At 66.3% G+C, this 24,794-nt stretch carries 16 protein-coding genes; 12 read left to right on the top strand and 4 right to left on the bottom strand.

The genetic code is table 11. The features are described from left to right. Positions 1-24 precede the first annotated feature (24 nt). The gene (locus AC1PLS_RS06540; protein ID WP_184431785.1) at positions 25-2,715 is read right to left on the bottom strand and encodes a TonB-dependent receptor; all 2,691 of its coding nucleotides are present in this window, start codon (positions 2,713-2,715) and stop codon (positions 25-27) included. Positions 2,716-3,077: 362 nt separating this feature from the next. Then, on the bottom strand, positions 3,078-4,463 hold the full coding sequence (locus AC1PLS_RS06545) for a short-chain fatty acyl-CoA regulator family protein (protein ID WP_046342092.1): 1,386 nt from the start codon (positions 4,461-4,463) through the stop codon (positions 3,078-3,080). Positions 4,464-4,586: 123 nt separating this feature from the next. Here AC1PLS_RS06545 and AC1PLS_RS06550 point away from each other — a divergent pair, with 123 nt between their 5' ends. The 7 genes from AC1PLS_RS06550 to AC1PLS_RS06580 all read left to right on the top strand — a co-directional run bounded on the left by AC1PLS_RS06550 (position 4,587) and on the right by AC1PLS_RS06580 (position 13,710). After that, positions 4,587-6,092: a CoA-acylating methylmalonate-semialdehyde dehydrogenase gene (locus tag AC1PLS_RS06550; RefSeq protein ID WP_065031849.1), complete on the top strand. Its 1,506-nt coding sequence runs from the start codon at positions 4,587-4,589 to the stop codon at positions 6,090-6,092. Between the two features lie 10 nt (positions 6,093-6,102). Continuing rightward, the gene (locus AC1PLS_RS06555; RefSeq protein WP_039520097.1) at positions 6,103-7,284 is read left to right on the top strand and encodes an acyl-CoA dehydrogenase family protein; all 1,182 of its coding nucleotides are present in this window, start codon (positions 6,103-6,105) and stop codon (positions 7,282-7,284) included. After that, entirely contained in the window at positions 7,281-8,078 is a 798-nt protein-coding gene (locus AC1PLS_RS06560) for an enoyl-CoA hydratase (protein ID WP_016903185.1), read from the top strand. The genes AC1PLS_RS06555 and AC1PLS_RS06560 overlap by 4 nt, the downstream gene beginning before the upstream one ends. Next, on the top strand, positions 8,063-9,250 hold the full coding sequence (locus AC1PLS_RS06565; protein ID WP_184379852.1) for an enoyl-CoA hydratase/isomerase family protein: 1,188 nt from the start codon (positions 8,063-8,065) through the stop codon (positions 9,248-9,250). The genes AC1PLS_RS06560 and AC1PLS_RS06565 overlap by 16 nt, the downstream gene beginning before the upstream one ends. Positions 9,251-9,406: 156 nt before the next feature. After that, a complete protein-coding gene (mmsB, locus tag AC1PLS_RS06570) occupies positions 9,407-10,309 on the top strand; it encodes a 3-hydroxyisobutyrate dehydrogenase (RefSeq protein WP_184380481.1) in 903 nt (300 codons plus the stop codon). Positions 10,310-11,289: 980 nt separating this feature from the next. Next, complete coding sequence (locus tag AC1PLS_RS06575; RefSeq protein WP_046342095.1) at positions 11,290-12,255, top strand: cation diffusion facilitator family transporter; 966 nt, start codon at positions 11,290-11,292, stop codon at positions 12,253-12,255. Positions 12,256-12,426: 171 nt separating this feature from the next. Then, positions 12,427-13,710 (top strand): aspartyl/asparaginyl beta-hydroxylase domain-containing protein, encoded by a 1,284-nt coding sequence (locus AC1PLS_RS06580; RefSeq protein ID WP_481104291.1) that lies wholly within the window; start codon positions 12,427-12,429, stop codon positions 13,708-13,710. Between the two features lie 23 nt (positions 13,711-13,733). Here the strand turns inward: AC1PLS_RS06580 and AC1PLS_RS06585 are convergent, their stop codons facing one another. Next, a complete protein-coding gene (locus tag AC1PLS_RS06585; protein ID WP_184379856.1) occupies positions 13,734-15,236 on the bottom strand; it encodes a tetratricopeptide repeat-containing sulfotransferase family protein in 1,503 nt (500 codons plus the stop codon). A gap of 161 nt (positions 15,237-15,397) precedes the next feature. Here AC1PLS_RS06585 and AC1PLS_RS06590 point away from each other — a divergent pair, with 161 nt between their 5' ends. The 3 genes from AC1PLS_RS06590 (at position 15,398) to AC1PLS_RS06600 (ending at position 20,714) form a co-directional block, all read left to right on the top strand. Continuing rightward, complete coding sequence (locus AC1PLS_RS06590; protein WP_167709872.1) at positions 15,398-15,856, top strand: hypothetical protein; 459 nt, start codon at positions 15,398-15,400, stop codon at positions 15,854-15,856. 40 nt (positions 15,857-15,896) lie between these two features. After that, positions 15,897-17,480, top strand: a complete 1,584-nt coding sequence (locus AC1PLS_RS06595; RefSeq protein ID WP_184379860.1) for a tetratricopeptide repeat-containing sulfotransferase family protein — start codon at positions 15,897-15,899, stop codon at positions 17,478-17,480. A 381-nt stretch (positions 17,481-17,861) separates the two neighbouring features. Beyond that, on the top strand, positions 17,862-20,714 hold the full coding sequence (locus AC1PLS_RS06600; protein ID WP_184431782.1) for a TonB-dependent receptor: 2,853 nt from the start codon (positions 17,862-17,864) through the stop codon (positions 20,712-20,714). A gap of 170 nt (positions 20,715-20,884) precedes the next feature. On the opposite strand, the gene AC1PLS_RS06605 is transcribed toward AC1PLS_RS06600, so the two are convergent. After that, a complete protein-coding gene (locus AC1PLS_RS06605) occupies positions 20,885-22,966 on the bottom strand; it encodes a 3-hydroxyacyl-CoA dehydrogenase NAD-binding domain-containing protein (protein WP_481104292.1) in 2,082 nt (693 codons plus the stop codon). Between the two features lie 235 nt (positions 22,967-23,201). Between AC1PLS_RS06605 and rpoE the strand changes: the two genes are divergently transcribed. Beyond that, positions 23,202-23,822, top strand: coding sequence for an RNA polymerase sigma factor RpoE (rpoE, locus tag AC1PLS_RS06610; RefSeq protein ID WP_046342100.1), 621 nt, complete (start codon positions 23,202-23,204; stop codon positions 23,820-23,822). Then, positions 23,819-24,709, top strand: coding sequence for a sigma-E factor negative regulatory protein (locus AC1PLS_RS06615; RefSeq protein ID WP_184431778.1), 891 nt, complete (start codon positions 23,819-23,821; stop codon positions 24,707-24,709). The genes rpoE and AC1PLS_RS06615 overlap by 4 nt, the downstream gene beginning before the upstream one ends. Positions 24,710-24,794 lie beyond the last annotated feature (85 nt).

The following is a 24,794-nucleotide window of genomic DNA, read 5'->3' on the forward strand; positions in this document are numbered from 1 at the left end:
TGCAACAGCGGTGTCAGCGGTGCTTTAGAACTTGTAGGTCGCTTCCAGCGCGTAGCGACGGCCGAACACCTGATAGCCGCCGTCGTCCTGGTTGGCCAGACGGTTGGGCTTGTTGTCGGTGTAGGCGCGCAGCGGTTCGTTGGTGAGGTTGCCGGCCTGGAAGCGGAAACCGAGCTGCTTGCTGTACTGCCAGTTCAGGCTCAGATCCACCGTGCCTTCGCTCTGCAGCCGTGCCAGCCGCGCCGCATTCCAGCCGTACACCACGGTGTAGGGGCTGTGGTACTTGTAACCCACGCGCGCCTCGAAGCTGCCGTTGCTGTACCACAGGTCGAAGGTGCCGGTCTTGCGTGCCAGCCCGCTCAGCGGCAGCGGGTTGTCTTCCGGCGAGAATTCCTTGAGGTTGGAATCGACCAGCGAGAAGTTGGAGTAGACGCCGAAGTTTTCCATGTGCGGGATGAAGTAGAACGGCGTCTGGAAGGTGAGTTCCACACCGTTGATATGCCCGCCGCCGCCATTGAACGGCGCGCTGACCAGGTAATCCAGGCCGTTGATCACTTCGCGGTCGGTGCGGTAGCCGATGCTGGAATCCACTTCCTTGCGATACACCGCAATCGCCGCCAGCGCTTCCTTGTGGAAGTACCACTCGTAGGACAGGTCGACCTGGGTGGCCTTGAATGGATCCAACTGCGGGTTGCCGCCGCTGCCGGTGAGTTGGCCGACGGTGACGTTGGGGTCGTCCAGGCGCCGGCCGGTGCGCAACTCGTCCAGTGGCGGACGTGCGATGACCTTGGCCACCGCAAAGCGCAGGATGCGTTGATCGTCGATCAGGAAGTTGACGGTGGCACTGGGCAACACGTCGGTATATTCCTTGCTGTCGCTGCTGGCCTGCACGGTGGTGCCGACCGAATCGAAGCCGTCGCTGGTGGTCTTGGTGTTGACCAGGCGCACGCCGATATTGCCGGTGACATCGGTGCCGAACAGCTGCGAGCTGAACACCGCCTTGGCGAAGGCTTCGCGCACGTCTTCCTTGACGTTCCAGTGGTCGAGCAACTGCTCGTCGAGCGTGGCCGGGTCGAAACCGCCGAAGCCGATCTGGGCGATGGCATCCATGTTGCCGCCGGTCAGCGTGGGCACGTTCAAGTCCGGCATGGTGACCGGATAGATCAGGCGCTGGTACGCCGAGATCGGTTGGTCGTAACCGGACTGGTTGCTGATGAAGCGGCGGTTCTGCTTCTCGCGGCGCGCGGCGCGTGCGCCGAATTCCAGCGAGGTGAACGCCGCGGCATCGACCGGGCGGCTGGCGTTGAGCGCCAGCGCGGCGATCTTGTCGCGCAGCCCCTGCGGCTCGGTCTGGCCGGCAATGCCCCACTCGGGCGTGTCCGAGCTGGTGCTGATGGTGGGGGTGACGCTGCGGCGGAAATCGAACGAGACGGTGTCCGGGTTGCTGCCGAAGCGCACCGCCTGCCAGGTGTTGTCGCGCTTGGCCTGCGAGAACGACAGGTCACTGCCCAGCGTCCACACATCGCCGCTCCACTTGGCGTTGAGGCCGCCGGCGGTGAGCGTCTTGACCTCGTTGTAGTGGCTGACCACATGGTCGACCTGCAGGTTCGAGTTGGCCAGCGTGCCCGCCACCACGTCGCCATCGACGATGGTGTAGGACGAGCCCGGCGTGGTGTACGGATTGGCGCCGGTCGAGAAGGTGCTGTAGGCCAGGCCGTTGAACCAGTTCTGCAACTGGTCCTCGTCGATCTCGATACGCGAATACAGGCCGTCGAACTTCAACTCGAAGTTGCCCGAGCGCCATTGCACGGTGCCCATCGCACCGGTGCGGGTCTGCTCGGTCAGCTTGAGCTGGTCGGCCGCGCCCCACGGGGTCGGGTCCACGCGGCCGTCGCCGTCCACATCGCGCGAGGTGGTGGCATCGGTATAGCCCCAGCTGCCGATCGAGGAGTTGGAGTTCTTCTGTTTCTGGTAGGTGGCACCCAGCGCAACCGCGAGGTTGTCGTTAATCTGGTGCACCCAGCTGGCACCGAAGCGGCTGCCCCACGGGGAATAGCCGTCCACGTCCTTGGCGTGGTCGTAGAACACCGGGCCGGCGGTGCCGACAAAGCCCGGGCCGGTGTAGTCCAGCGGGCTGATGGTGGAGATGTCCACCGTCGCGGCAAGGCCGCCGGCGACCAGGTCCGCCGACTGGGTCTTGTAGACCTTGACGGTGGAGACGATCTCGGTGGGAAACACTTCCCAGCGCACGGCGCGATTGGGCTCGGAGGAGGCGATTTCGCGCCCGTTGACGGTGCCCATGGTCATGCGCGGGCCAAGGCCACGCACGGTCGCCAGGCTCTCGTTGCCGCGGTCGCGGGTGCCGTTGACGCCGGGCAGGCGCACCAGCGCTTCGGCGACGGTGACATTGGGCATCTGGCCCATGTTGTCGGCGGAGATCACTTCCATAACGTGATCGGACATCTGCTTGGCCTGCACCGCCTGATTCAGGCTGGCGCGCTGGCCGATCACGGTGATGTTGTCGAGCGTGACCGGCGGCGCAGCCGTGGTGGTGGCATCAGTGGCCGGCGGCGCGGCAGGCGCGCTGTCCTGTGCGTGCGCACTGAACGCGGTGGCCAGCACGCAGGCGATGGTGGTGCAGAGAACGTCGCGCACGGGGGTGCGGCGCAGGCGCATGCGCCGGCTGGCCGGGTGGCCGGTGTGGTGAACGGGCATCATTTGATCCCTCCCAGGACAAAGTTACCGAATGAAATAGTGGCCGCTGGTGCGGCGCTGTGGCGCGGCTGCGCGTTGGCGTGTCCAACGCGGGCATGGCGGTTGCTGCGGTGTGGAGCTGATTGATCGCTTGCGTGACGCTGCGACGATGGTCGATCGCCTTGACGTCCCCCTGTCCTGCATGTGTCCGCTTCAGGGTAGAAGCGCAAGTCATTCCATTCCAATGAAGCATTTTGCGGGAGCTATCTCGCGTTGGAATGCTGCAGTGCAGCGGTAGCGTCTGCCCGGTCACAGTTGCGGTGTGCGTGGCCTGTACCGCGGACCAAGGTTGCCTGGTCGGCGCGACGGACCAGGGTTCTGCACTAGCGCGGGTGGGCAGATAACCGGGGCAATGCCGGAAAGGCGCGCTGCATGCAGTCGTTGCGTTCGCAGGTCAGGCAGCCGGGGCCGATCGGCACCGCATCGTCCACCGCGTCCAGATCCCAGCCGCGCGCATACACCAGTTGATCGGCATGGCGCAGGTCGCAGCCCATCGCCAACGCGAAGGTCTTGCGCGGGCGGCCGTAGCCGGGCGCGCCGCTGCTGACCTGGCGCGCCAGCCAGAAGTAGCGCCGGCCATCGGGCATGCGCGCGATCTGGGTCAGGATGCGGTCGGGCTGGTTGAAGGCCTCGTAGACGATCCACAGCGGGCAGGCGCCGCCGACATGCGAGAAGTGGAAATCTGTGGCCGAGTGGCGCTTGGACACGTTGCCGGCACGATCGACCCGCATGAAGAAGATCGGCAGCCCGGCCGCACCGCGCCGCTGCAAGGTGCTGAGCCGGTGGCAGACCGCCTCGAAGCCGACGCCGAAGCGATCGGCCAGCCATTCGATGTCGTAGCGCGAGCGTTGGGCGCTGCGCAGGAATTGGCCATACGGCATCACCAGCGCGCCGGCGAAATAGTTCGACAGCCCGATCCGTGACAACGCGATACGCTCGGCATCTTCGAAGCCGGCGTCGGCGATGCGTGCGTCGAGCAAGGGCGCGCATTCCAGCAAGGCCAGTTGCGCGGCCATCTGGAAGGCCTGCTGGCCAGGGCGCAGATGCGCGGGCAGCCACAGCACGCGCGCCTGCGTATCCACACTGCGCTTGTCGCTGTGCAGATCGGGCGCGTCCTGCACCAGCAGGCCGTGGCGATCGGCCAGGCGTTGGCGCAGCCGCAGCGGCAGGTTGTCCGAGGTCAGGCCGAGTTCGGCATACAGCGCCTCGGCGCGCTCATCCAGTTCCGGCAGATAGTTGTGCGCGCGATTGAAGTAATCGCGCACCTGCTCGCCCGGCGACAGCGAGGGCAGTGCGGCGTGGTCGGCGCCGATCTGTATTTCCAGTGCGGCGGTGCGCTCGAGCAGGTGCTGGTGGGCGCGGTGCAGGTCTAGCAGGGCCTGGGCCACCTGCGGCAGGTTGCCGGTGAGCACGCGCAGCTCGGCGGCCGAGAGGCTGTGGCCCAGGCTGCGCAGCGATTCGTCCAGTGGCTCGACCAGCGCGGCCGGGTCGTCCAGGTCGAGCAGGCCGTCCAGATCGCCCAGGGTGGCCTTGAGCCGCTGCTGGATTGCCAGGGTCAGGGGGCGCTGGTTGCGCTCGATCTGGTTGAGGTAGCTCGGCGACAGCCCGAGCCGGCGCGCCAGCTCCGCCTGGGTCAGGCCGTGGCGCTGGCGCAGCCGCTGCAGGCGCAGGCCGAGCTGGTGGCGGAGCGGGAGGGACGACTGCGGCATTCGCAATATTCGCAAAATAGTGGCGGCAGCTTAGCGCGATTAAGCAGTCTCGGGCTGGGAATGCCAGGTCCCGGTGCGAACAATGCGAAGCATCCGTAGCGACCTTATGCGAGCGACCCTGCAATGAGTGATTCCGTCCCGCGCGTTTCCCTGTTGATCGACGGCCAGTTCGTCACCTCCGCCAGCACCCACTGGCAGGACGTGGTCAACCCGGCCGATCAGTCGGTGCTGGCACAGGTGCCGTTCGCCACCACTGGCGAAGTGGCCGCGGCGGTGGCGGCGGCCAGCCAGGCCTTCGTGAGCTGGCGCAAGACCCCGATCGGCACGCGTGCGCGCATCTTCCTCAAGTACCAGCAGCTGATCCGCGAACACATGCCCGAGCTGGCCGCGCTGCTCAGCGCCGAGCAGGGCAAGACCCTGGCCGATGCCGAAGGCGATGTGTTCCGCGGGCTGGAAGTGGTGGAACACGCCGCGGCGATCGGCAACCTGCAGTTGGGCGAGTTGGCCAACAACGTCGCCAACGGCGTGGACACCTATAGCCTGCTGCAACCGCTGGGCGTGTGCGCGGGCATCACCCCGTTCAACTTCCCGGCAATGATTCCGTTGTGGATGTTTCCGATGGCCATCGCCACCGGCAACACCTTCGTGCTCAAGCCCTCCGAGCAGGACCCGATGGTGACCATGCGGCTGGTGGAATTGGCGCTGGAGGCGGGCATTCCCAAGGGCGTGCTCAATGTCGTGCACGGCGGCGAAGACGTGGTCAACGCGTTGTGCGACCACCCGGATATCAAGGCGCTGTCGTTTGTCGGGTCGACCCGGGTCGGCACGCACGTCTATCGACGCGCCTCGCTGGCAGGTAAGCGCGTGCAATGCATGATGGGCGCGAAGAACCATGCCGTGGTGCTGCCGGACGCCAATCAGGAACAGACGCTCAATGCGATGGTCGGCGCCGCCTTCGGTGCGGCTGGCCAACGCTGCATGGCCGCGTCCACGCTGGTGCTGGTGGGCGAGGCGCGGCAATGGATTCCGGCGCTGGTGGCCAAGGCCAGGGGCCTGACCCTGGGCGCGGGCAATGCGCCGGGCACCGAGGTCGGGCCGCTGATCTCCTGCGCGGCGCGCGAGCGTGTGGAAGGCTTGATCGCCTCCGGCGTCGAGCAGGGCGCCACACTGGAACTGGATGGGCGCGCGCCCAGTGTGCCGGGCTTCGAGCAGGGCAACTTCGTCGGCCCGACGATCTTCTCCGGCGTGAGGCCGGGCATGCGCATCTACGACGAGGAAATCTTCGGCCCGGTGCTGGTGATCCTGGAGGCGGCCACGCTGGACGAGGCCATCGCCCTGGTCAATGCCAACCCCAATGGCAATGGCACCGCCTTGTTCACCCAGTCCGGTGCGGCGGCGCGGCGTTTTCAGGAAGACATCGACGTGGGCCAGGTCGGCATCAACGTGCCGATCCCGGTGCCGGTGCCGCTGTTCTCGTTCACCGGGTCGCGTGCCTCCAAGCTCGGCGACCTGGGCCCGTACGGCAAGCAGGTGGTGATGTTCTACACCCAGACCAAGACCGTGACCGCGCGCTGGTTCGACGACGAAACGCTGGGCCACGGCGTCAACACCACCATCTCCCTCAAGTGACACGATCGCCATGAATGCAGCCATCCAGCTACACGCCAATACAGCCGATTTGAATGACGAGCAGGAAGCCTTCCGCGCTGCCGCGCGCGACTTTGCCGACAAGGAACTCGCACCGCACGCCGCGCACTGGGATGCGGAAAGCCACTTCCCGCGCGAGGCGATCGCCAAGGCGGCCGAGCTGGGGTTCTGCGGGCTGTACACCGATGAGGGCGTGGGCGGCCTGGGCATGCGCCGGCTCGATGCCGCGGTGGTGTTCGAGGAACTCGCCACGGTCGATCCATCCACCTCGGCGTTCATCAGCATCCACAACATGGCCACCTGGTTGATCGCCAGCTACGGCAACGACGCGGTGCGCGCGCAGTGGGGCGAGGCGATGACCAGCGGCGCCAAGCTGGGTTCGTATTGCCTCACCGAGCCGGGTGCCGGCTCGGACGCGGCCTCGCTCAAGACGCGTGCACAGCGCGACGGCGACAGCTATCTGCTCAACGGCAGCAAGGCCTTCATTTCCGGCGCGGGCGCCACCGATGTGCTGGTGGTGATGGCCCGCACCGGCGACGACGGCGCGCGCGGCATCAGCGCCTTCGTGGTGCCCGCCGATGCGCCCGGCATCAGCTACGGCCGCAAGGAAGAGAAAATGGGCTGGAACAGCCAGCCCACGCGCGGGGTGAGCTTCGAGAACGTGCGCATTCCGGCCGGCAATCTGCTGGGCAAGGAAGGCGAAGGTTTCAAGATGGCGATGAAGGCACTGGATGGCGGCCGCATCAATATCGCCGCCTGCTCGTTGGGAGCGGCGCAAGGCGCGCTGGATGCCGCCCGCCGCTACATGGGCGAGCGCCGGCAGTTCGGCAAGAAGCTCGCCGATTTCCAGGCGCTGCAATTCAAACTGGCCGACATGGCCACGCAACTGGTGGCCGCGCGGCAGATGGTGCACACCGCTGCGCGCAAGCTCGATGCCGGCAGCCACGATGCCACCGTGTGGTGCGCGATGGCCAAGCGCTTCGCCACCGACGCCGGCTTTGCGATCTGCGACGATGCCTTGCAGATCCACGGCGGCTACGGCTATATCCGCGAGTATCCGATCGAGCGGCTGCTGCGCGACAGCCGCGTGCACCGCATCCTGGAAGGCACCAACGAGGTGATGCGCATGATCATTGCGCGCCACCTGCTCAACGGCGAGGAGGAATTGCGATGAGCGATTGGGCAACACGCACGCATACCGGTTTACATGTCGAACGCGACGGCCATGTCGCCATCGTCACCTTGCGCAATCCGCCGGCCAACACCTGGACCGTGCACAGTCTTGCAGCCTTGCGCGATCTGGTCCGCGCGCTGGATGCGGACCGCAGCATCTACGCGCTGGTGATCACTGGCGACGGCGAGAAGTTCTTCAGTGCCGGCGCCGATCTCAAGCAGTTTGCCGATGGCGACAAGGCTGCTGCACGGGAGGCCGCGCGCCGCTTCGGCGAAGCTTTCGAAGCCTTGAGCGCGTTTCGCGGCGTGTCGATCGCCGCCATCAACGGCTATGCGATGGGCGGTGGCCTGGAGTGCGCGCTGGCCTGCGACCTGCGCATTGCCGAGCAGCACGCGCAGCTGGCCTTGCCGGAAGCCAGCGTCGGCTTGTTGCCGTGCGCCGGCGGCACCCAGAACCTGCCGCGCCTGGTCGGCGAGGGCTGGGCCAAGCGCATGATCCTGCTCGGCGAGCGTCTGGATGCCGCCACCGCGCACCGCATCGGCCTGGTGGAAGAGGTGGTGGGCACGGGCGAGTCGCGCGCCCTGGCCATTGCCTGGGCACAGCGCGCCGGCAAGCAGAGTCCGGCCAGCGTTGCAGCGTGCAAGCGCCTGGTGCAGTCCACCCGCCACGGCACGCATGCCGCCGCGCTGGTGGCAGAGCGCGAAGCCTTCGTCGACCTGTTCGAGCAGGCGGATCAGGCCGAGGGAGTGGCGGCCTTTCTCGAGAAGCGCGCACCGCAGTGGAGCAATGGCTGATGCTGGATGTGAGCCTTCCCGAAGAAGCCCCGGTGCTGTTCGAACAACGCGATTGCGCCGACGGGCATCGCATCGGTATCGCCACCTTGAATGCGCCCAGGACGCTCAACGGCCTGTCCCTGCAGATGACGCGCCTGCTGGATGCACAGTTGCGCATCTGGGCCGACGATACCCAGATTGCCTGCGTGGTGCTGCATGGCGCAGGCGAGAAGGCGTTCTGCGCGGGTGGCGATCTGCATGGTCTGTACCAGAGCATGCGCGCGCATCGCGAGGCGGTGCCGGATGCGCAGCAACGTCGCGCGCAACCGCAGGGCAACGCGCACGCCGCTGCGTTCTTCGAAGAGGAATATCGGCTCGACCATCGCATCCACACCTACCCGAAGCCGCTGCTGTGCTGGGGCCACGGCATCGTCATGGGCGGCGGCATCGGCCTGATGTCCGGCGCCAGCCATCGCGTGGTCACCGAGCGCTCGCGGCTGGCGATGCCGGAGATCAGTGTCGGCCTGTTTCCCGACGTGGGTGGCAGCTGGTTGTTGCGCCGCGTGCCGCACGGCGCCGGATTGTTCCTGGCACTGACCGGCGCGCCGCTGGACGCCAGCGATGCCATTTATGCCGGGCTTGCGGATGTGCGCCTGGAGCATGCGCAATATGCGGCAGTGCTGGATGCCCTGGACGCGCATGCCTGGACAGGCGATGCGGATGAGGATCGCGCCCAGCTCGGCGCATTCCTGCACGGGATTGCGCAACCGCTGGAGCCGGGCCCGCTGCAGGTGCATGCGGCGCTGATCGTGCAATTGGTGGCAGGCCAGACGCTGCAGGAGGCAGTCGCCGCAATCCTGGCACTGCAAAGCGAAGATGCCTGGCTGCAGGCCGCGCGTGCAACGCTGGCCGCCGGCGCCCCCGGCTCGGCGCGCCTGGCCTGGGAGCTGCAACGTCACCCGGGCACCGGCACGCTGGCCGACACCTTTCGCACCGAGTACGTAGTGGCGCTGCATGCCGCCGCGCATGGAGATTTCGCCGAAGGCATTCGCGCGCTGTTGATCGACAAGGACCGCACGCCGCAGTGGCAGCCTGCCGCGCTCGAACAGGCCGATGCGCAATGGGCGGCGGCATTCCTGCAATCGCCCTGGCCGCCTGCACGGCATCCGCTTGCCGATCTTGGTGCAGGTTGAGTCGCTGACACGGGAGTGCAAACGGTCGGCGGATGCGGGCGCTGAGCAGCATCCGCAGTGCAGGACCGAGGGACGCCACTGCGCCCGTTTGCCGCGCTGCGCTGCGGCCGGGCACACCATTCAACGGCCGCGCCAGTTGGTGATGGCCGCCCAACCCTGGAAAACCACACCATGAGCAAGATCGCTTTTATCGGCCTGGGCAATATGGGCGGGCCGATGGCCGCCAACCTGAGCAACGCCGGGCACCAGCTGCGGGTGTTCGATCTGGTGCCCGCTGCGCTGGACGCGGCAGTCGCTGCCGGCGCCCATGCCGCCAGCTCCGCACACGACACCCTGGCCGACGCCGAGATCGTGATCTCGATGTTGCCGGCCAGCCGCCATGTGGAAGCGCTGTACCTGGGCGAGGCCGGGATTCTGGCGCAGATTCCCGAAGGCGCCCTGGTGATCGATTGCAGCACCATCGCACCCGCCAGCGCACGCAAGCTCGCCGCCGAGGCGCAGGCGCGTGGCCTGGCGGTGCTGGATGCGCCGGTCTCCGGCGGCACGGCGGGTGCGGCGGCAGGCAGCCTGACGTTTATCGTCGGCGGCGCCGCGCAGGTATTGGAGCGCGCGCGGCCGGTGTTGCAGGCAATGGGCAAGAACATCTTCCACGTTGGCGACAACGGCGCCGGCCAGGTCGCCAAACTGTGCAACAACATGGCGCTGGGCGTGATCATGGCCGCCACCGGCGAGGCGCTGGCGCTCGGCGTTGCGCAGGGGCTGGACCCGGCGGTGCTGTCGCAGATGATGGCGGTCAGCACCGGGCGCAGCTGGGCCACCGAAGTGTGCAATCCGTGGCCGGGCGTGTTGCCCAGCGCGCCGGCATCGCGCGGTTACAGCGGCGGCTTCGGCAACGATCTGATGCTCAAGGACCTGGGGCTGGTCGCCGAATCCGCAGTGCAGGCGGGCGTGTCGATTCCGCTCGGCGAGCTTGCGCGCAATCTGTACGCGATGAACAGCCAGGCCGGTAACGGTGCGCTGGATTTCTCCAGCGTGATCAAGCTGGTGGCCAAGGTTTGAGAGCGGCTGACAGGGAGGCGTAGTCGGAGTGGCACTTCGCATCCGTCTGGAGAGTTGATCGAACTGGGGGCATCGGCGGTAGAGCGAATGATCTGCGGCTTGGCTGCAGGGCCCTTGCCCGCCCACCCTCGCAGGACACGCCGCAAGTACGTCCATGTAGGCTCTTACGCGGCATCCATGCCGCGTAAGGTCCCGCGACGGTGGGCGGGCAAGGACCAGTCGAGTTGATCGGTGTGCATGTTTTTTTCAATAACACAGCCAGCAAACTGTCTGACGCGGTGAGGGCACCGCGCACTCGACGCTGTGGTTTTGCTGCAGGGCCCTTGCCCGCCCACCCTCGCGGGACACGCCGCAAGTACGTCCCTGTAGGCGCTTACGCGGCATCCATGCCGCGTAAGGTCCCGCGACGGTGGGCGGGCAAGGACCAGTCGAGTTGATCGGTGTGCAGCTTTTTTTCAATAACACAGCCAGCAAACTGTCTGACGCGGTGAGGGCACCGCGCACTCGACGCTGTGGTTTTGCTGCAGGGCCCTTGCCCGCCCACCATCGCGGGACACGCCGCAAGTACGTCCTTGTAGGCGCTTACGCGGCATCCATGCCGCGTAAGGTCCCGCGACGGTGGGCGAGCAAGGACCAGTCACGATGGTCGGTACGCACGGTTGCAAGCAGGGGCAGGCGGTGCATGCAGCACATGCAGCGCAGCCGTCCGACGAGGTGCGGTCTGATCGGCTTCTTTCTATCGAGCAACGTCACTGCCAATACGACATCACTCCACCCGCTAACGACAGCGCGGGTGGCCGACGCGTTGTCGCTATCGCTGCGGCGTTCGAGAGGTTCTGTTGGCCGCTCCAAGTCGCTACCCGCCCTGGGCAAAGGTGCAGCGCCGCGCTCGCGTGATGTGATGTCATCGCGCCCGGGTGTAATAGTCTCCGCCATCGCGTGCGCCTAAGGTGCGCGCATTGCACGAGGCCACCGCATCCATGGGACACGACCACAACCACGCACCCAGCGACATCCGCCACGAGACACCGTTGTGGTGGGCGCTGGGACTGACCGCCACGTTCCTGCTGGCGGAAGTCATCGGTGCGTTCATCACCAACAGCCTGGCGCTGCTGTCCGACGCCGCACATATGGCCACCGACACCGTCGGCCTGATGATCGCCCTGCTTGCCGTGCGCCTGAGCCGTCGTCCTGCCGATGCGCGCCGCACCTATGGCTATGTGCGGCTGGAAGCGCTCGGCGCGCTGGCAAACGGCGCGCTGTTGTTCGCAGTCGGCGCCTACATTCTCTGGGAGGCCGCGCAGCGCTTCCGCGCACCGCAGGATATTTCCTCCAGCGGCATGCTGCTGATCGCCGGCTTCGGCCTGGTGATCAATCTGATCGCCATGAAGCTGCTGCACGCCGGCAGCGGCGAGAGCCTCAACGTCAAGGGGGCCTATCTGGAGGTCTGGAGCGACATGCTTGGCTCGGTGGCGGTGATCATCGGCGCGTTGCTGATCCGCTGGACCGGCTGGCAATGGATCGACCCGGTGCTGGCCGTGCTGATCGGCCTGTGGGTGTTGCCGCGCACCTGGGTGTTGCTGCGCGAAGCGATCAACGTGCTGCTGGAAGGCGTCCCCAAAGGCATCGATCTGCCGCAGGTGCAGCAGGCGCTGACCAGCTACCCCGGCGTCGAAGACGTGCACGACCTGCATGTCTGGGCACTGGCCTCCAGCACGCCCGCACTCACCGCACACGTGGTGGTCAGCGAAACCACCGACCGCGACCGCCTGCGCGACGCCCTCGCCGAGCTGCTGCACGCGCGTTTCGAAATCACCCACGTCACCTTGCAGGTGGAGAGTGGCGACTGCGGCACCGAGCCGTGTGGCGCGGCCCCGGCCGCGCAAGGCGCCGCGCATGACGATCACCGTGGTCACGCGCACTCGCACGGCGGCCACGCGCACTGACGCGGACCACGCCGCCAGTGGGCTTGTTCCCCGACTGGCGGCGGCATGGCGTTGCCTGGAGCAGGACCCAGTCAGGCCAGCCTGTCCGATCGAGGAAAGAGCCGTCCTGCTTCCTGGCTGCCTCCCAGGCCGTATGATCGAGCCGGGGAAGACTGCGAGGCCGGCGGCGCGATGGCGGTACAGATCGAACAACGCAACGAACGCATCGCCGCGCTGATCGCCGAGGCGGGCGCGGCAGCATCGGCCGGGCAATGGCAACAGGCCGAGCAATTGTGGACACAGGTGCGCCAGTTGGCGCCGACGCACCCGCAGGCCTTGTACAGCCTGGGCGTGCACGCCTACCAGCGCGGCGATGCAACGGCGGCGCTGGAGTACCTGGCAGGCGCACGCGCAAGCAGCCCGGGCGATCCGATGATCGTGCTGACCATTGCGGTGGTGAAGCAGGCGCAAGGCGATGTGGATGGCGAATGGCAGGCCATCAGCGCGGCGTTGGCGCTGGATGCGTACTTTCTGCCCGGGCTGCTGGCAAAGGCCGCATTCCTGCAGGCGCGCGGCCGTCCGCGCGCCGCCGCCGGTGTCTATCGCGATGCGCTGAAGGTCGCGCCGCCGGAGCCGCAATGGCCTGCGGTGTTGCGTCGCAAGCTGGCCCTTGCCACGCAGGCGGTGGAGCAGGACACGCTTGAGCTGGAAGCGCAATTGCGCGCCGTCCTGGACGCTCCTGGCATCGCCGTGAACGCCGCGCTCGCAGGACGCTGGGCGGAAGCGGCCGCGATCGCATGCGGGCGCAGTCGCCCGTTCCATTCCCAATCCAACCGCTTGTACATCCCGCGACTGCCAGCCCTGCCGTTTCACCCGCCGGACGCGTTTCCCTGGATCGCTGCAGTACAGCGTCACACGGCGGCGATCGCGCAGGAACTGCGCGCCGTCATGCACGAGGACAAGGGCGGCTTTGCGCCGTACATCGCCTACGCGCCGGACCAGCCGGTCAATCAGTGGAAGGACCTCAACCATTCGCCAGCATGGAGTTCCTATCCGCTGTGGGCACATGGACAGCCGGTGGATGAACATCTGCGGCAGTGCCCGGCAACCGCCGCTGCGTTGGCATTGGTCGATGCGGCGCAGATCGACGGCGTGTGCCCCAACGCGATATTTTCGGTGCTTGCGCCGCAGACGGTCATTCCGCCGCACCACGGCGAGACCAACGCACGTCTGGTGGCGCATCTTCCGTTGATCGTGCCGGAGGGCTGCAGCTTCCGGGTCGGTTACGACTGGCGGCAGTGGGAGGTCGGCAAGGTGCTGGTGTTCGACGACTCGATCGAGCATGAGGCGCGCAACGCGAGCGCGCAGCTGCGTGCGGTGCTGATCTTCGATGTCTGGAACCCGCTGCTGAGCCAGGAGGAGCGGCAGATGGTCAATGCCATGGAGACGGCGATTGCCCACCACCGTGCGGGGTGAGGTGGTGCCGGTAGTCGGCCGGTTCAGTCCGCAGGCGTGATGCCAAACCGGGCAAGTGTGTCGCGCAGCGGCGCGAGCTGGGTCGCGTAGGGTTTCCAGCGTCCGGACGCATCGCCATGCAGGGGTTGGCGCACCTGCCAGTAGCTGGCTGTCCTGACGGCTCCAGGCGCCTTGTGGAAATCCAGGCAATCCGGTTCCCAGGGCAACTGCAAAAAGTCCAGCAGTGCGCGCAGGCTGGTTTCCGGCGCGGCGACAAAGGCGTCGTAGTCGAACGTGTGGATGCTGTCCGGATACAGCGACAGCCAATGTGCCATCAGTCGCTGGTAGGCGGCATAGAAATGCCCGATGTCCTCCAGCCGGCCCGCATAGTCAAAGCGTTGTGGATTGAGCTGCTGCATGAAGATCGACAGCCCGTTGTCCAGCGGGTGACGACGTGTGTGCACGATCCTGGCCGCCGGAAACAGCTGCTTGATCAGCCCGATCAGTAGAAAGTTGTCGGGGCGCTTGTCGGTGATGTAACGCAGTTGCGCATGCCGGGGAATGGCCGCAGCCACGCGTTGACGATAGGCCGCGGCCAGCTGCGCCAGCGTGTGCGAGGACAGATGCTGCGCGGCTTGCGGGAATGGCGACAGCGACTGTGCAACCAGTCGCGGCAGCGCATCCAGTTCGCCCCCGGCGACGATGCAGGAGTGGCGCGACAAGGCCTGTTCGATCAAGGTGGAGCCGGAGCGGAACATGCCGCAGATAAACAGTGCCGGCACCGCGTCGCCGACAGCATCCATGGGCGGTGGCTGGGGCGCGTCGCTTGCATCGGCAAATACCGCAGCGATGCTGTCGAACTGCTGCTGTGTGCGGATCGGGTCGTAGCGCCGCGCATGTGCATGGCCATGCCGGTTGGCGGCACTGGCCGCAGCGAATGCCTGGCTGTGCAGGCCGAGGCGGTCGTAAGCATGGGCCAGTGCATGCAGCAGCGTGGCCGTCAACGCAGGATCCTGCCCCGCGACCGAGCCTGCCTGCGCAAGTGCAAGCAGGCGTGTGTCCTGCGCATGCGTGGGAGGATCCAGGTGCAGCAGGCGTGCGGTGGCTTGCAGCTGCAGCGCCCGTGTCTGGGCATCGACAGGAGGACTGGCGAGCAGTCGGCGATAGGCGGCGACCGCCTGGTCGCGTGCGCCCAGCTCTTCCTGCAGGTTGCCCAGATTGAGCAAGGCCGGGGCGTAGTCCGGCCGGCACTGCAGTGCCAGATCAAGTTCCTTCAGCGCTGCCGCCTCCTGATGTAGATGGTCGCTCAGCAACGCGGCGCGATTGAGATGGATTTGCTCCGGCAGCGCGGCACCGTGCTGCAATGCCTGCGCATAAGCGTCCAGTGCGGCGGATGCCTCGCCGGTCTGGCGCAGCAGATATCCCAGGTTGTACCAGGCATCGGCGCAGCGGGGCTGCGCCTGCAGGATGCGGCGATAGGCGGCGATCGCCTGCGCCAGATGGCCTTGTTGCAGTAAGCGTGCGGCGTGCTGCAAGGACGGGTCCAAGGCGTTTTCCAGGCATTCTTGCAGCGGGTGGGAGAGCTGCAGCTTAGGCGGCGCCAGCGGTGCGTTCAATCGCCCCGCGGCCGGACGGTGATGAGCGGTCTTTCCTGCGTTCGCCGCTTGCCTTGTATGCTCTGCTGCAATCGACGAGTGAAGATGCGCGCATGCACAAGCGAGTGGTGTGGGGGCTGACGGTGTTGAGTTGGGCCTGGGCGGCATCGGCGCAGGACGTGCCGACGCATCGCTGCGCCGCAGTACTCGATCCCTTGCCGCGGCTGGCTTGCTATGACGCCAGCTTCCCGCCAACGCAGGCGGTGCGGGCGGCGGAGGCGGACAGGGCAGTCAGGGCATTCGGCCGCAGCAGCCAACAGGCCTCGGCAGCGACAGGCGCGCAGCAGTCAGCGCCTGCGCAACTCACCGCGAAGGTGCTTGCAGTGGCGTATCAGCCAGACGGCACGCGTATCGTGTCGCTGGACAGTCGCCAGCGCTGGGCGCTGACAGAAGCGACCAGCCGCGGGCCGCTGGTCGAGGGCGAGGTCGTGGTGATCCGCAAGGCCGCAATGGGAAGCTACATGCTGGTCACCGCTGCCGGTGTGGCGCTACGCGCCCGCCGTATCGACTAGCCAGACCAACGACGGCATCGCAACAAACAGAAGAGAACGAATGACTGAGAGACAGCTGCGCGCACTGTTGCACAACGGGTATCAACTGCTGCGTCAGGGACGTTATGCCGAGGCAGCTGTTTTCGCCGACCGCGCCTGCGCAGAGCAGCCTGGCAATGCGCATCTGCTGGAGCTTGCCAGCGAAGCCCGGTTGGCCAACGGCGATCCGCAGGCCGCAGCCGACCGCATCGCACAGGCAGCCGCGGTTGCAACGTCACCGCTCCCGCTGTTGATCAAGTACGGCAGCTTGCTGCTGCAGCTGCGTCGCCGACGCGAGGCCCGGCTTGTCGCCGGCCAGGCGCAGGCGTTGGCGGCCGCCGACGGCGCTGCATGGTGGCGGATCGGGGCGCTGTACAGCGGCTGCCACGAGGTGGCGGCCGCCCGTGATGCGTACCGGCATGCGATGACATTGCTGGGAGAACAGCCCGGCTTGCTGTACGACCTCGCCACCATGCAGTTCTTTGGCGGTGAATTCGATGCGGCTGAGCGCACCCTGGAGCGGCTATTGCAACTGGCGCCCGGCACGGGCGATGCCTTGTACCTGCGCGCCACGCTCCGGCGTCAGACCGGGCAGCACAACCATCTGGACGATCTGCGTCACCGCTTGACCACGCTGTCGGAACCATCCGCACGAGCGGCCGGTCTGTACGCTTTGAGCAAGGAGCTGGAGGACCTGGGCCAGCATGCGGAGTCGTTCGAGACATTGACCGCAGCAGCGGCCTGCAAGCGCAAGACTTTGCAATACGACGTTGCTGCCGAGTGTGCGCATATCGCCCAGGTGCGCGAGGCGTACGACCCGGCTGCCTTGCGCGCACTGCAGCCCGGTCATGCGGGCGAGGGGGCGATCTTCATCGTCGGTTTGCCACGCTCCGGCACCACTTTGCTGGAGCGCCTGCTGATCCAGCGCGGCGGTGCACGCTCGGCCGGGGAGCTGATGGATTTCGGTGCGCTGCTCGGCAGTGCGACCTCCGGCGTACTGTCGACCAATCCCGAACTGACCGCGGCCCAGGCATCGCTGCAGATCCATTTCGCGGCGCTTGGGCAGGAGTATCTGCGCGGTGCCCGTGAGCTGGTGCACGACCATCCGGTGTTCATCGACAAGATGCCGGTCAATTACCTGTATTGCGGCATGATTGCCGCCGCGCTGCCACGCGCACGCATCATCCATCTGGTGCGCGATCCGCTGGACACCTGTTATGCGATGTACAAGACCTTGTTCTACAACGCCTATCCGTTCTCATACGCGCTCGATGAGCTCGCGGATTACTACCTGGCCTACCAGCAGACCATGCGGCACTGGCATGCGGTGCTGCCCGGCGCCATTCTCAACGTGCACTACGAAGAGTTGGTGCGCGACACCGACCAGCAGATCACGCGGGTGCTGAGCTGGTGCGGGCTGGCGCGCAGCGACACCATCGCCGAACTGGAGCATGTGCCGTTCGTGACCGCGAGCGCGGCGCAGGTGCGCGGCGATGTCCACCAACGCTCGGTGCATAGCTCTCGCCGGCATCTGGACGGACTGCTGCCCTTGGTGAGGCGACTTCAGGCAGCTGGCGTGATCGTGCCCGGCACCGAAGTGGTGTAGCGATTGGCGCTGGCCGATCAACCGGTCCAGTCCTTCGAGTGAGCGCGCCGCCGGCTCGCGAGCGACGAGCGAACACACGTGGCGGCATCGAGCCCTACATCAGACACCGGCGGCAAAGGGCCACTTTTGCCTGACTTCCGCACTGTTTTGGGGATTCGTCGCACCGATTCGGAGCATTTCTGAATGGCGCTTTAATTCTCCTCAACGTGGTCTTAACATCGGGTTGGCAACGTTTTTTCGGGCGCTCTTTCGTCCGGCCGTTCGCCAGTGTGGAAGCGCAGTTTGATGCGCTTGCCAACAACGTCGCAGCACGTGCCGGCATTGCCTCAGATGCCGATGCAGTGCGTCGCGCTCACCCGTTCGAACTTCTCGGAGAGAGAGATGAGATTGAAGACCACCAAGCTGCGCGACGCCATCCGGGTATCGCTCACGGTTGGCGCTGCCGCATTTGCCCTGTCGGGAACCGTGATGGCGCAGGAGCAGCCCTCGACGGAACTCAAGAGCCTGGACGCGATCAGTGTCACCGGTACGCGCATCAAGAGCCAGACGATGACTGCCTCCAGTCCGGTGGCAGAGATCAACAAGGAGGAATTCCAGTACACCGGCTCGACCAAGGTCGAAGATCTGATCAACCAGTACCCGCAGCTCTCGGCGAGCTTCGACAACTTCGCCAACAATGGCTCGCAGGGATATGCGACCGTCGATCTGCGTGGATTGGGCGCGCAGCGCACCTTGACCCTGGTCAACGGCAGGCGCATTCCCAAAGGCATCGGCGAGAGTCCGGACATCAGCATCATTCCGGCAGCGCTGGTGCGCCGCGTGGACATCCTGACCGGCGGCGCCTCGGCGGTGTACGGCTCCGATGCCGTCGCCGGCGTGGTCAATTTCGTGCTCGACGACGAGTTCGAAGGTGTCAGTGTCGACATGGGCTACAACGCCTACCAGCACGACAACGGCAACACCTTGATGCGCGGCCTGATGGACGACGCCGGTTACGATTATCCGACTGGAAACTCCGGTTTCGACGGCATCTCCCGCAATGTAGACCTGGCCATCGGCGGCAGCTTCGGCGAGGCGGGGCATGCCACCGCATGGGCCACCTGGCGCGAAAACGATCCACTGCTGCAGGGCCAGCGCGATTACTCCGCATGCGCATTGAGCAACCGCGGCACCGCCTGCGGCGGCTCTGCCACCGCAGATCCGGCCAACTTCTATGTCGTCGCTCCGTCGGCTGGCGCGTTCTACGTGCAGCCTTCAGCCGGCGGCACCTGGTCGCAAGTCGCATCCCCGAACCTCTACAACTTCGCGCCGTTGAATTACTACCAGCGTCCGGACACGCGCTACACGGCCGGCACCAACATCAAGTACGAGGTCAACGAGCACTTCAAGCCCTATCTCGAAACCTTGTTCGTCAACCGCAAGAGTTCGACCCAGATCGCGCCGTCGGGTGCGTTTTTCACCGACCTCAACGTCAACTGCGCCACCTCGGTGATCGGCAGCCTGTGCAACGATGTGGGCATCACCGACGACGAGTTCACCGTCTACGTGGCCAAGCGCAACGTCGAAGGTGGCCCGCGCATCACCGACTCGGATACCAACAGTTTCAGCATCACCACCGGCGCCCAGGGAGACATCAACGACAACTGGTCGTACGACGCCTCGTTCACCTACAACCGCAGCACCACCAAGTCGGAAAACAGGAACGACTTCGTGACCACGCGTGTCCGCGATGCACTGCTGGGCTGCCAGCCTGGTTCGTTCGATGGCTGCGTGCCCTACAGCGTGTGGACCGACAGTGTCACCGCAGCAGAGGCAGAGGCGTTGCAGGGCGTGGGTATCGTCAACTACGAAACCTCGATGCGCGTGTTCAACGCCTATGTGACCGGCAATTTCGGCTACAGCCTGCCGTGGGCCGGCGATAACCCGATCAGTCTGGTCGGCGGTGTCGAGACGCGTACCGAAACCTTCAAGCGGGTGGCCGACAGCAACATGCAGACCGGCAACTTCACCGGCCTGGGTGGCCCGACCTCCAATGTGTCCGGCGACATCGGCGTCAAGGAACTGTTCCTCGAAGGCGCGGTGCCGCTGGTGGCGCAGGCCGGTAGCCTGGATCACCTCGACATGCAGCTTGGCTATCGCTATTCGGACTACGACACCTCCGGTGGCGTGAGTACCTACAAGGCCGGTCTGGGTGCAACATTCGTCGATGGCAAATACCACCTGCGCGCCGGCTGGAACCGTGCGATCCGCGCTCCGAACGTGACCGAGCTGTATAACGAAAATACGATCGGGCTATGGAGCGGTAGCGACCCGTGCGCCGGTGCCAATCCGGTCTTCACCCAGGCCCAGTGCGCCAACACCGGTGTGACGGCGGCGCAATACGGCCGCGTTGCAGCCAACCCGGCCGGCCAGTACAACGAAATCGGCGGCGGCAATACGACATTGCAGCCGGAAACGGCCAACACCTGGACCGTCGGTTTTGCCGCCAGCCCGATCAAGGGGCTCGATCTGAGCGTGGATTACTACGACATCAAGATCGACGACGCGATCCGCAGCATCGGCTCGTCCAACATCCTTACCGCATGCGGCGTGACCGGTAATGCGGATATCTGCAGCCGCGTGCGCCGCAATGCCACCACGGGCGATCTGTTCCGCGGTAGCGACCCGGACGTGTCCGGTCTGATCCTCAATTCTCAGGATAATTTTGGTTCGCTGCATTTCCAGGGCGTGGATCTGACCGCATCGTATGCCTGGAGCGTCGGCCCCGGGCGCCTGACCGCCTCGATGATGGGCAGCTACGCCATCAAGCAGGAGTACGAGCCGGTTCCGGGTGTGCAGGAAGTGACCTACGACTGCGCGGGCGTGGTCAACGTGGCCTGCAACAGTGCCGAATGGCGGCATGTGCTGAGCACGCGCTACAGCTTCGATCGCTACACCGTCGGGCTGCGCTGGCGCTATATCGGGGAGCTGGATTACCAGAACACCGACGGCACCCGTGGCACAACCGACGTACGCCTGGTGAACCAGGACAACAAGGTGTCGGCATACAACTACTTCGACCTGTCCGGATCGATGCAGTTGGGCGATTACGTCACCTGGACCTTGGGCATCAACAACATCGCCGACAAGGAGCCGCCGCTGGTGGGCGGCAGCCTGACCTTCAACGGCAACTCGCTCGCCGGTTACGACCAGGCAGGTCGTTACTTCTTCACCAGTGTGGGTCTGCGTTTCTGAGGCACGTTGCAAGCTGGTAAAAACAACGGCGAGCCTTGGCTCGCCGTTGTTGTTTGTTGCCTGTGACAGCGTGTGTCGATGGCTCGCCGCGCTGCAACCTGCGGATCACCCCAGTCGCCGATCGCCCCCCGCTTGCGTGTCTGATCGACGTCGAAGACAGCGTCGACGGTTCACTCCACCGGTTCACGCAGCAACGGCGACTGCCAGCCCGGGCGCGGCGCGAAACGCTCGCCATAGCGCGCCTGCAGTGCCTGCAGACGTGCCAGCAAGGCGTCGGCGCCGACACTGCGGATGTGCTGGATCGGGCCACCGCGGAACGGGGCAAAGCCGGTGCCGAAGATCACGCCGGCGTCGAGCAGGTCCGCATCGGCCACCACGCCGTCGTGCAGGCAGGCGACGGCTTCGTTGAGCAGCGGCAGGATCAGGCGATCTTCCAGGTCTGCCGGCGCCTCGTAGCCGCTGGCGACCTCGGGCTTGACCGCGCGCCCGTTCTCCCACTTGTACAGGCCCTGGCCGTCCTTCTTGCCGCGCTTGCCCGGCTCTACAGTGGCCAGCGCCGCCGGAATCGGCAGGTGCAGGAACGGTGCGAGCTCCGCGCCCACGCCGGCGGCAACGTCCAGCCCCACCGTGTCGATCAGTTCGATCGGCCCCATCGGCATGCCGAACTTCACCGCGGCCTTGTCCAGCACCGGGCCCGGTACGCCTTCGGCATAGGCGGTGGCCGCTTCGAGCAGATACGGGAACAGCACGCGATTGACCAGGAAGCCCGGGGTGCCGGCCACCGGTACCGGGAACTTGTCCAGCGCCTTGCAGAATGCCGCCAGGCGCGCGACGTTGGCCGGATCCAGCCCGTCGTGCTGCACGATTTCCACCAGCGGCATCATCGATACCGGATTGAAGTAGTGCAGGCCGGCAAACTGCGACGGGCGCTGGATATGCCCGCGGAGCTCGGTCAACGGAATCGACGAGGTGTTGGTGGTCAGCAAGGCATCTGGCTTGAGCTGCGGCTCGATGGACTGATACAGCTCGCGCTTGGCCTGCGGGTTCTCGATGATCGCTTCGATCACCAGGTCCGCCTGCGCCACGCCCGCGCCGGCCAGGTCGCCACGCAGGCGCGCCGCCACCGCCGGCCGCTTGGCCTCGTCCTTGACGCGCTTGGCGAACAACTCGGCGCCGCGGCCCAGCGCCGTATCGATGAAGCGCTGCTCGCGATCCTGCAGCGTCACCTCGAAGCCCTTGTACGCCGCACAGGCCGCGATATCGCCGCCCATCACGCCGGCGCCGACCACATGCACATGGCGGATCGGAGCCAGCGCCTCAGCGCCGGCATCCTTGCCGCCCAGTGCCTTCAGGCGCTCGGTGAGAAAGAAGATGCGGATCAGGTTGCGCGCGGTCGGCGTGCTGGCGAGCTTGACCACCGCCTTGCGCTCGGCCGCCAGGCGCGCCTGGATGCCGCTGCCGCCGGCGCGTTCCCACACGTTGATCAGGGCGTAGGGCGCCGGGTAATGCTCCTTGCGCGCCTTGCGTGCGACCTGCTTGCGCATCTGTGGCGCCAGCAGCTTGCGCGCGAGCAAGGTATTGGTGGCCCACGCGGTGGCGCGCTGCTTGAACGGGCGTTTGCTGCCGGTAAGCGCCAGCGCGGCGGCGACATCGACCAGCACCGCGGGCGCGGCGACCTTGTCGACCAAGCCCATCGCGCGTGCGGCCTTGGCCGCGACGGTGCGACCGGTCAGCATCAGGTCCATCGCCGCCGGCGCACCGATCAGGCGCGGCAAGCGGGCGCTGCCGCCCCAGCCGGGGAAGATGCCGAGCTTGGTTTCCGGCAGGCCGATGCGCGTGCCGGCATCGTCGGAGGCCACGCGATACCGGCAGGCCAGCGCAATCTCGGTGCCGCCGCCCATGCAGAAGCCGTGGATCGCCGCCACCGTGGGGCAGGGCAGTTCGGCCAGCTTCTGGAAGACGCTCTGGCCACGATGGATCGCATCGTTGACGGTGCCCTTGCGGTCGAACTCCTGGAATTCCTTCAGGTCGGCGCCGGCGATGAAGCCGTTGGGCTTGCCCGAGCGCAGCACCACGCCCTTGGGCGGGTCCAGCGCCAGACGTTCGACCAGCGCGCCCAGTTCGAGCAGCACCTCCTGCGAAAACGCGTTGACCGGTGCGCCCTGACGATCAAGGCTGAGCACGACCACGCCGTCCTCGCGCAGGTCGGCCTGCCAATGGCTGAATCGGAGCCCGTCGAAACCTGGAAGCATGCGTCTGGCCGTCCGGAGATATAAGGAAAGGTCGTTATCATCCAGAGGTTGTTTCCTTCACGTCAAATACCCATACCTGTCGGCAGGGCGGCGCGCGCCTCGTGCGAGGCGTCGCCAGTGGCGCATCGGTGCAGCTAGTCTGATGCGTGACGATCGTCCGGGTCGGTATGAACTTTTCTTTTCATTGGTTGTCTCATTGCCCGACTTCGGTGGGCTGACAGGAGTGCGGCCCGACATGGCCGAAGTCGATATACCTCAGGAGCTGGACCTGGAACTGGTCCGGCGTGTGCAGCGCGGCGAGAGCGCAGCGTTCGATGTGCTGGTGCGCAAATACCAGCACCGCATCGTTGCGTTGATCGGGCGCTACATCGCCGACTGGAGCGAGTGCCAGGACGTGGCCCAGGATACGTTTGTGCGCGCCTACCGCGCGATCAACAGTTTCCGTGGCGACTCCCAGTTCTATACCTGGTTGCACCGCATTGCCGTCAACACTGCCAAGAACCATCTGGTTGCGCACAACCGCCGCCCGCCCACCGACGATATCGAGATCAGCGATGCCGAACAGTTCGATGGTGCCACCCGCCTGCGCGATACCGACACTCCGGAGCGCGAATTGATGCGACAGGAGCTGGAACAAACGGTGATGCGTGCGGTCCAAGCCCTGCCGGAAGAACTTCGGTCGGCCATCACCCTGCGCGAGGTGGAAGGGCTGAGCTACGACGAAATCGCGCGAAAGATGGATTGCCCGATCGGAACGGTGCGCTCGCGCATCTTCCGGGCGCGCGAGGCCATCGACATCGAGCTGCGGCCTCTGTTGGAGACCGAAAGCGCCACCCGTGAGCGACACCGTGTATGAGCCATAACCCTGCCATGTCCACCACCGACAAGTTCGAGCGTCACTACCGTCAGCAGCTGTCTGCGCTGGTGGATGGCGAATTGAGCGCCGACGAGTCGCGCTTCCTGCTGCGCCGCCTGGCCCACGACGAGGAACTGGCCGGCTGCCACGAGCGTTGGCAGCTGTGCGGCGATGTGCTGCGCGGTGCGGCCAGCGCGCCGGCACCGCTGGATTTTGCCGCGCGCGTGCGCAGCGCCATTGCCGACGAGCCGGTGCCGCAGGCGCAGCCAGCCACGCGCGCGGCCACGCGCTGGCGCTGGGGTGGTGGCGCAGCGATTGCAGCATCGGTCGCGGCGATTGCCCTGTTCATGGCGCGCGAGCGCCTGCCCGAGACCGTACCGCCGGCCGAGCAGGTCCCGGTGTTCGCCACGACAGCGCAGCTGCCGGCGGCCACGCCGGCCCCCGCCACGCCCGCAGCACCAAAGGGTCCGGCCGAGCCCGGCCCGGCCGCTCCCGATGAGGTGGCCGCGCTGGCCGCAGCGGTGCCGGCCGCCGCGCTGGCATCCACGCGCCGTGGCGCGGCCACGCGCAACCAGCAGGTCGCCCGCAGCGTCGCCGCGCGTCAGCAGCAGGTGCCGACCCGCATGCTGGCGTCCGCTGCTCCTGCTTCGACGACGGCCACGGCCGGTGCGGTGTCGCCATCGAATCCGTTCACGCATCCGGATACCACCTTGCAGGCACGCCCATGGCCGCGCGCGGCGCTGTCCGGTGCCGGTGAAAGTCCGCTCAATGCCAGCTTCCGCCAAGGCGGACAGGGCACCGCGTTCTATCCGTTCGAGCCTGCGCCGCAGGGTGTTGCCAGCCCCGCGCCCAACCGGCCGCTGCCGGTGCAGCCGCCGCAGGATTGATGTCGCCGCCGATCTTCATCCGTTCGGCGCCCTCCCTCCCGTTATCGTGCCGGACCCCTGCAGTGGCAGGGGCTTTGGCCCCTGT

Source organism: Xanthomonas sp. NCPPB 3218, from assembly GCF_056725185.1.

What these genes read in the sequence shown, in the direction of transcription:
- AC1PLS_RS06540 (WP_184431785.1), bottom strand. Translation starts at nt 2,715, where the DNA reads ATGCCCGTTCACCACACCGGCCACCCGGCCAGCCGGCGCATGCGCCTG.
- AC1PLS_RS06545 (WP_046342092.1), bottom strand. Translation starts at nt 4,463, where the DNA reads ATGCCGCAGTCGTCCCTCCCGCTCCGCCACCAGCTCGGCCTGCGCCTG.
- AC1PLS_RS06550 (WP_065031849.1), top strand. Translation starts at nt 4,587, where the DNA reads ATGAGTGATTCCGTCCCGCGCGTTTCCCTGTTGATCGACGGCCAGTTC.
- AC1PLS_RS06555 (WP_039520097.1), top strand. Translation starts at nt 6,103, where the DNA reads ATGAATGCAGCCATCCAGCTACACGCCAATACAGCCGATTTGAATGAC.
- AC1PLS_RS06560 (WP_016903185.1), top strand. Translation starts at nt 7,281, where the DNA reads ATGAGCGATTGGGCAACACGCACGCATACCGGTTTACATGTCGAACGC.
- AC1PLS_RS06575 (WP_046342095.1), top strand. Translation starts at nt 11,290, where the DNA reads ATGGGACACGACCACAACCACGCACCCAGCGACATCCGCCACGAGACA.
- AC1PLS_RS06580 (WP_481104291.1), top strand. Translation starts at nt 12,427, where the DNA reads ATGGCGGTACAGATCGAACAACGCAACGAACGCATCGCCGCGCTGATC.
- AC1PLS_RS06590 (WP_167709872.1), top strand. Translation starts at nt 15,398, where the DNA reads ATGCACAAGCGAGTGGTGTGGGGGCTGACGGTGTTGAGTTGGGCCTGG.
- AC1PLS_RS06595 (WP_184379860.1), top strand. Translation starts at nt 15,897, where the DNA reads ATGACTGAGAGACAGCTGCGCGCACTGTTGCACAACGGGTATCAACTG.
- AC1PLS_RS06600 (WP_184431782.1), top strand. Translation starts at nt 17,862, where the DNA reads ATGAGATTGAAGACCACCAAGCTGCGCGACGCCATCCGGGTATCGCTC.
- AC1PLS_RS06605 (WP_481104292.1), bottom strand. Translation starts at nt 22,966, where the DNA reads ATGCTTCCAGGTTTCGACGGGCTCCGATTCAGCCATTGGCAGGCCGAC.
- rpoE (WP_046342100.1), top strand. Translation starts at nt 23,202, where the DNA reads ATGGCCGAAGTCGATATACCTCAGGAGCTGGACCTGGAACTGGTCCGG.
- AC1PLS_RS06615 (WP_184431778.1), top strand. Translation starts at nt 23,819, where the DNA reads ATGAGCCATAACCCTGCCATGTCCACCACCGACAAGTTCGAGCGTCAC.